This window comes from Corallococcus praedator, assembly GCF_003612125.1.
Taxonomy (GTDB): domain Bacteria; phylum Myxococcota; class Myxococcia; order Myxococcales; family Myxococcaceae; genus Corallococcus; species Corallococcus praedator.
Genome location: NZ_RAWI01000421.1, coordinates 1 through 7,693 on the forward strand (window position 1 = coordinate 1; position 7,693 = coordinate 7,693).

Genomic DNA, 7,693 nt, shown 5'->3' on the forward strand with positions numbered 1-7,693 from the left:
CCGCCGCCCCGCGCGGACGCGCTGCCCGCCACGCCGGAGGAGTTGCCCAAGCTCTTCCCGGAGCTGAAGGAGAAGGGCAAGGAGGACCTGCAGAAGGCCTACGACTCGCTCAACAAGCTGGGCACCGGCACGTTCTCCGAGCGCGCCACGGCCCTGGGCGAGCTGGCCTCGCAGTTCCCGGAGACGGTCCCCAACGCGCTGGAGCGCTTGGGCGTCAAGGACGACAAGCTGGCGAAGCTGGCCACCAACGCGGACGCGCTGAGCTCCCTGGGCACGCTGACGGACCCGAAGAAGAGCGTGACGGAGAAGGCCCAGGCCAGCCTCACCCTGGCGAAGGCCGCCGGGGACATCTTCAAGCCGGAGGACCTGAAGGGCGTGCTGGACACCGCGCTCAAGGGTCTGCCCGCCGCCGACAAGCTCATTGGCGCCATCGGCAAGTGGACGGACCCCAACGCATCCGCCACGGACAAGGCGAAGGCCACGCTGGAGCTGGGCAAGGCGCTCAAGGACTTCGCCGGGGACAAGTTCCCGGCCCTGGCCAATGACCTGCGCAAGCTGGATGGTTCGCTGCGCGCCGCGGGCGCCGCCATCACCCTGGCGGATCCCAACGCCCCCCTCCAGGACAAGGCGATGGCCGCCGCGCAGCTGCTCGCGGAGGTGCCCGACCTCAAGAAGGACCTCAAGGGCTTCACCGAGCTCCTGAAGAACGCGGGCGTGAAGAACGCGGCGGACGTGGCCCAGCAGGGCACTCGGCTGGCGGAGGTGGCGGTGAAGGGGTTGGACCCCGCGCTGGCATCGAAGCTCACGCCCCAGCAGTTGGAGAAGCTCAACGCCGCCGCCACGAAGCTGGGCGGTCCGGAGTCGCTGGAGTCCGCCCTCAAGGGCATCACCGACCCCAAGGCCCTGGACACCCTGGTGGGCCAGCTGGGCACGCTGGACGCTGACGCGGGCAAGCGGCTGGTGAGCGCGCTGGGCGGCATGGAGCACAAGGTCCTCAACGAGGTCCTCTCCGATCCGAAGACGGCCGAGCAGTTCGCGAAGCTCGCCGGCAAGCTGGATGACGACGCCGGCAAGGTGCTGGCCAAGGTCGTGACGGAGATGGACTCCGGCGCGCTCAAGGCGCTGCTCAAGTTCACCGACGGCGTGGGCGCGGACGCGCTCAACACGACGATGAAGGGCCTGGGCCCGCTGCTGGACAAGGCGGGCAGCAAGCTCGTGGGCCAGGGCCTCAAGGTGATGGAGAAGGTGCTGGGCAAGGTGGGCGTGGAGATCACCGCCGATGTCGCCGGCAAGGTCTTCAAGAACCTGGCGAAGGTCGTCCCAGTGGCGGGCGCGCTGCCCAACGCCATCGACGCGGTGAAGTACGAGAAGGAATCGCTGGACCTGCACGGCAAGAACAACGACCTGGGCTACTTCGCGCACACCATCGCGGCGCTGAACGCCGCGGACGGTGCCCTGGGCATCGCGTTGGACCTGACCGGCGTGGGCGTGGCCGTCGACGTGGGCGCCAGCGTGCTCCTGGGCGCGGCCGAACTGGCGATGGACATTGGCTTCAGCCAGGAGAAGGCGAAGTACGAGGCCGACCCGAAGGGCTACAAGGCCCCGGACTGGATGAAGGCCGTGAACATCGCCGGTGCCGCGGCGCAGGGCCCGGCGGGGCTGGCGCACATGGCCGCTTACTACGGCCCGGAGGGCGCAGCGCAGCTCCTGCAGTGGGGCGTGGAGAAGGGCGCCAAGGGCGCGGTGAAGCTCGCCGAGTTCGTGGGCGTGTCGCAGGCGGAGGCCGTGGGGGATGGCCTGAAGACGGGCGCCGCCGTCATCCACAAGCTGGCGGACGTGGTGCGCAACCCGTCCAAGTACGGCGAGGCCGTGGTGCAGCAGGCCACCCAGGCCTTCAACACCGCCATCGAGAAGGGCGGCGAGCTGGCGAAGGAGGCCCAGAAGGTCCTGGGCAACGTCGTCGACGAGGCGAAGAAGCTGGGCGAGAAGGGCCTGGAGACGCTGAAGTACATCGCCCAGAACCCGGGCGCGGCCGCGAAGAAGGCGCTCGACGGCATCAAGAGCATCGTCGACTCGGGCGTGGACCTGGCCACGCAGGCCGGCAAGGACCTCTACAAGAAGGCCGTCTCCACGCTGAACGACCTGAAGGCCGGCTACGACAAGCTCACCGGCGCCGCGAAGGAGAAGGCGAAGGAGCTGATCAACAGCGCGACGACGCTCGTCTCCAACACGGTGAACAAGGCGAAGGAGCTGGGCGAGAAGGGCCTGGAGCTGCTGGCCTGGACGGCCGCCAACCCCGGCGAGGCCGCCACCAAGGCCAAGGAGGCCCTCACCGACGTCCTGGCCAAGGGCGGCGAGCTGGCGAAGAAGGCCTGGGACTCCGTGAAGGACCTGGGCGCCCAGGGCGTCCAGATGGCGGAGAGCCTGGTGAAGGGGCTGGCCAACGCGGGTGAGAAGGCCGTGGAGACGCTGAAGTACATCGCGGCCAACCCGGGCGAGGCCCTCACGAAGGCAGGCGAGTGGGTGGGAAGCACGCTGTCGTCCCTGGCCCGCAAGGGCGGCGAGGCCGCCAAGGCCGCGGCCACCGCCATCAAGGACTTCGTCGACAACCGCGTGACGTGGGCCAAGGACTTCGCCAAGGACCTGCTCAAGGACGGCGTGGAGGCCTTCACCAACGTCGCCAAGGCCTGGAAGGACAACCTCACCGAGGGCGGCAAGGAGCTGCTCGTCGCGGTCGCGGACCTGGGCGATGCCGGCGTGGACGCGCTCAAGGACCTGGCCGGCGCGGGCGGACAGCTGGCGGAGGCCGCGGTGGGCCACCTGGATGATCTGGCGCGCAAGGGCATTGAAACGGCCAAGGACGCCCTGGAGGGGCTCGCGAACCTCCCGGGGGAGGTGGGCAAGCTGGCCGGTGACGCCTTCAACTCCGTGAAGGACTTCCTGGGCGACCTGATCCCCGACGATGTCCCGGGCGTCCCGTTCATCTAGTCACTCTGTAACTTTCCGCCCCGACGGGGCCTGTTCCCAAGCTGGGAGCAGGCCCCGTTTCATTTTCGGACCTCGCTGGATCTTTCCGTTAATCGCGGTGCGTCATGGATTGTGAATCGAGGCGGACCCTCGGTGTGGTCGTGACCCGGCTGTAACCTGGTTGTGACAGACACTCCAAAGCAGACACGTTTGAGCGGAAAATTTCACACAGGTTTAACTGGCAGATCTTAATTTTCGGATCTCGCGCAACTCGCTGGGAGTGATCTGGATAATCGGGACAGGAATCACAGCCTCTACCGAGGAAATCCCCGCATGAGCCTCTCCGCGACCACGACGTCCCAGCGCACGAACTCGACCCGTTCCCAGGCAGTGACGGCGACGTCCGCGCGCAATGGCGCCGCGAACCCGAACGCCATCCTTTCGCAGTACACGCCGACGGGCGCGTCGGCGCGCACGGCGCGTCAGGACGGGCTGCAGCCGGGTGTGGCGGCCTCCACGAAGATGGCGCAGGCGGACCTCAAGCGGATCCTCCCGTTCAAGGGGGCCATCGAGGCGGCGGCGGCGAAGCACGGTGTGCCCCCGGCGCTGCTGGCGGCCATCGCGAGCCGCGAGTCGCGCGGTGGCGCGGCCCTGGACCGGACGGGCCACGGTGACGGCGGCAACGGCTTTGGCGTGATGCAGGTGGATCACCGCTATCACCAGACGCAAGGCGGGCCCACCAGCGCCGCGCACATCGACCAGGCGGCGGGCATCCTCAAGGGCATGCTCAACACCGTGAAGAAGGACCACCCGGACTGGTCCGAGGCGCAGCAGCTGCGCGGCGCGGTGGCGGCGTACAACTCCGGCACTGGCAACGTGCGCACGCTGGCGGGCATGGACCAGGGCACCACGGGCAACGACTACTCCAACGACGTCTGGGCGCGCGCGCAGGCGCTGGCGCCGAGCTTCGGCGGGGCGACGGGCACGAACACCCCCACGCAGCCCTCCACCACCACGCAGCGCCCCGCGCAGACGAAGGACTCCTTCGAGCAGGCGGGCCCCAAGCGTTGGACGACGGCGCCGACGCTGGAGCAGGTGAAGGCCGGCGGCGTGAAGCTGAGCGAGGGCATGCAGGGCCCCGCGGTGAAGCAGATCCAGGAGATGCTGGGCATCCCGGCGGACGGCAAGTACGGCCCCGTCACCGCGAAGGCCGTGGCGGCGTTCCAGAAGGCCCACGACCTGCGCCCGGGCACGGCGGAAGGTCACGTGGGTCCCACCACGCTCCAGACGCTGCAGAACACCCGCGGCACCGGCAACACGACGAACACCGGCAACACGAACACGACGGGTGGCGTGAAGCCCGGCAACACGACGACCGGCACGAACACCAACAACACCACCGGCGCGACGAACAACAACGGCGCGGTGCTGGGCAACGGCGTCCGCATCAACACGAACGACCCCACGCTGAAGAAGCTGGCCACCTCGTCCCTGAACAACGGCGCGACGGGCTACTGCGTGCGCACGACGCTGGACAACATGAGCCGCCTGGGCATCCCGAACACCCCCGCGGCGACGGGCAATGACCCGAACAACCCGCGCGGCGGCATGGCGCAGATGCTGCGCAAGGGCTGGGACTCCATCCCGTTCCCCGGCTCGCGTCAGCAGACCATCAAGAGCCCGTACGGCAACGCCACCGCGAACGTGGTGACCGCGGACCAGTACAAGAAGCTCGTCGCGGAAGGCAAGGTCCCGGACGGTGCCATCATCTTCCAGTCGCGCCACGGTTGGGACTACAGCGGCGGCTCGAAGGGCAACGACATGGGCATCGTGCGCAACGGCGGCAAGACGACGCACAACTACAAGGACATGCCGTCCATCATCTACTCGGACTGCAAGGAAGTCGTCATCCTGGTCCCGAAGGGCGCCATCCAGCGCGACTGATGAAGTCGGCTCAGTGAGCCCCGTCAAGTGAAGCCCGGTCCGGTGACGGACCGGGCTTTTTCATGAAGACGATGAGGACCGACGCGGCCAGGAAGCTCAAGGCCAGGAACAGGAAGCCGCTGTTGAAGGCCTTCACCAACGCCTGTTCGCTGATGCGGTGTTGCAGGACCGCGAGCGCGGCGGCGTCGGGTGCGAAGAGCCTGCTTCCAGGGCCCGCGCTCAGCGTGGCCAGTTGCTCCTGGACCCACGGGTTGTAGGCGTCCACATGCTGCGTGATGGCCGCGTAGGCGCGGTGGGATTCCCGGTCCAGCAGCGTGCTCATCCACGCGGTGCCGATGGAGGCCCCCAGCTCGCGGGTGAGGCTGAAGAGCGCGGTGCCGCCCGGACGCTGCGAAGCGGGCAGCGCGGTGACGGCGAGGAAGGTGAGCGGGACGAAGCCGAAGCCCGTTCCCACCGCCCGGATGAACAGCGGCGTCACCAGGCTGGACATGTCCGCCTGGGCCGTCAGGTGGGCGTTGAGCCACAGGCTGGTGAAGATGCCGGCGTTGGCCACCACCAGCAGCTTGCGTGGATCCATCCGCGTCACCAGCCGGCCTGCCAGCGGGAAGATGAAGAGCTGGATCCAACTGCCGAAGAGGAACACCTTCCCGATGTCGAGCGCCCGGTAGTGCATCACCGTGCCGCAGTAGAGCGACAGGAGCAGGGACCCCGCGAAGATGGCCGTCCCGATGAGGAAGTTGAGCCCTGTCGCCGCGGCGTAGGCCCGGTTGAGGAAGATGCGCAGCTCCACCACCGGGTGGCGCGTCTCCAGCTCGTGGCTCACGAACCCCACCAGGCTGATGACCGCCACGCAGGCGAGCACGGTGATGGTGGCGCTTTCGAACCAGCCCTCGCGGTTGCCCTCCTCCAGCACGTACTGCATGGACACCATGCCCACCGCGAGCAGCGCGATGCCGAAGCGGTCCACCGGCGCGCGCTCCGGCTCGAAGCCCGGCTGCTTCAGGTGCCTCCACGCGACCCAGGCGGAGAACAGGCCGAAGGGGACGTTGATGAGGAAGACCCAGTGCCAGGACGACAGGTCGATGAGGTAGCCGCCCACGCTGGGTCCCAAGAGGGGCCCCGTGATGGCGCCCATTCCGAACAGCGCGCCCGCCATGCCGTGCTGCCGCTCCGGGTAGCGGGAGAACAGCACGCTCTGGGACGTGGGGATGATGGCGCCGCCGCCCAGGCCCTGGAGCACGCGGAACACCACCAGCGAAGGCAGGTCCCACGACAGGCCGCACAGCACGCTCGCGGCGGTGAAGATGAGGATGGACGCGGTGTAGTAGCGCCGGAAGCCGAAGCGCTTCAAGAGCCAGCCCGACAGCGGGATGATGGTGATGTTCGCCATCGCGTACGCGGTGGACACCCAGGCGATCTGATCCAACGGCGTGCCGAAGCTCGCGCGGATGTCGTTGAGCCCCACGTTGACGATGGAGATGTCCAGGAAGGCCATCAGCCCGGCGAACATCGCGCCCAGGGTGATGAGCGTCTTGTTGCCCGTCAGCAGCGTGGCTTCCTCACCGGCGGGGGCCGTGCCGGTGCTCATGGCGCGTCCGTGTAGACGGTGGCCTCGGCGCTCATGCCCGGGCGCAGCTCCACGTCCGGGGCGGTGTCCAGGCGGATGAGCACCGGCACGCGCTGCACGACCTTCACGAAGTTGCCGCTGGCGTTGTCCGGTGGCAGCAGCGCGAAGCGGGACCCGGTGCCGTGCGACAGGCTCTCCACGTGGCCCGGGAAGTCGCGCCGCCCGTACATGTCGAAGCGCACCCGCGCCCGCTGGCCGGGCTGCACGCGCTCCAACTGGTCCTCCTTGAAGTTCGCCACCACCCAGACGTCATCGCGCGGGACGATGGCCATCAGCGACCGCTCCGGGCCCACCGTCTGGCCTTCCTCCACGGAGCGGCGCGACACCACGCCGGAGCGCGCGGCGCGCACCGTGGTGTAGGAGAGGTTCAGCTCCGACAGCCGCACGGCGGCCTCCGCCTGCTGCACCCGAGCCTCGGCCAGGGCCAGCGCGGCGCGCGCCGCGGCCAGTTGTTCGCCGGTCGTCTGGGCCGCGCTCAGCCGTCCCCGGGCCAGCGTCACGCCGCCGTGGGAGCCCGCCACCGTGGCGTCCGCGGACACCCGCCGGGCCCGCGCCTGCTCCAGCTGCGCGTCCGCCGCGTCGAGCTCTGTCTGGCGCAGGTCCACGTCCGCCTGGGCCAGGGCCTGCTGAGCGAAGAGTTCCCGTGCGCGGCGCAGGTTCGTGGCCGCGAAGAGCTGGCGCGACGTCGCGGCGGCGACCTCCGCGTCCGCCTGCGCGATGGCGGCCTTCGCGGACTCCAGCGTGGAGGTGGCGGAGGTGAGGCCGCCCTCCGCCTGGGCGAGCGACGCGGGCGCGGTCCGCTCGGTGAGGGAGAGGGTCGCCTTCGCGCTGTCGGCGGAGGCGCGCGCGGCCAGCAGGTCCGCGCGGGCCGCGGCGAGCCGGGCGGCGAAGTCCTCCGGATCCAGCTCCACCAGCACCTGGCCCGCCTCCACGCGCTGGTTGTCCACCACGGGCACGCGCCGCACCTGGCCCGCCACGCGCGAGGCCACGCTCATCACCCGGCCTTCAGCCTGGGCATCGTCCGTCGTCTGCTGTCCCCGGTGCAGGAGCCACCATCCGCCGGCGAGCAGTGCCGCGCCCACCGCCAGCGAGCCCATGAGCAGCGGCGTGCGGCGGCGCTCCTTCACGGCGGGCGTGGCGGGGGAGGCCGGGGAG

Annotated in this window: 4 protein-coding genes; 2 read left to right on the forward strand and 2 right to left on the reverse strand. The window is 69.5% G+C overall.

Annotated features, from left to right (window positions below; genetic code table 11):
- Positions 1-2,988 (forward strand): Dauer Up-regulated (locus tag D7Y13_RS34870; protein WP_120630923.1); only part of this gene is annotated, 2,988 nt, incomplete at its 5' end.
- A gap of 312 nt (positions 2,989-3,300) precedes the next feature.
- Positions 3,301-4,911 carry a peptidoglycan-binding protein gene (locus D7Y13_RS34875; protein WP_120582740.1) on the forward strand — a complete coding sequence of 537 codons (1,611 nt, stop codon included), beginning with the start codon at positions 3,301-3,303 and terminating at the stop codon, positions 4,909-4,911.
- Positions 4,912-4,921: 10 nt separating this feature from the next.
- Here D7Y13_RS34875 and D7Y13_RS34880 read toward each other — a convergent pair whose 3' ends face one another.
- Entirely contained in the window at positions 4,922-6,499 is a 1,578-nt protein-coding gene (locus D7Y13_RS34880; protein WP_120582741.1) for a DHA2 family efflux MFS transporter permease subunit, read from the reverse strand.
- Positions 6,496-7,693 (reverse strand): HlyD family secretion protein (locus D7Y13_RS34885; protein WP_147452559.1); only part of this gene is annotated, 1,198 nt, incomplete at its 5' end. The genes D7Y13_RS34885 and D7Y13_RS34880, both read right to left, overlap by 4 nt.

Bases quoted from the DNA above. Each gene is read 5' to 3' on its own strand.
- D7Y13_RS34875 (WP_120582740.1), top strand. From the start codon at position 3,301: ATGAGCCTCTCCGCGACCACGACGTCCCAGCGCACGAACTCGACCCGT.
- D7Y13_RS34880 (WP_120582741.1), bottom strand. From the start codon at position 6,499: ATGAGCACCGGCACGGCCCCCGCCGGTGAGGAAGCCACGCTGCTGACG.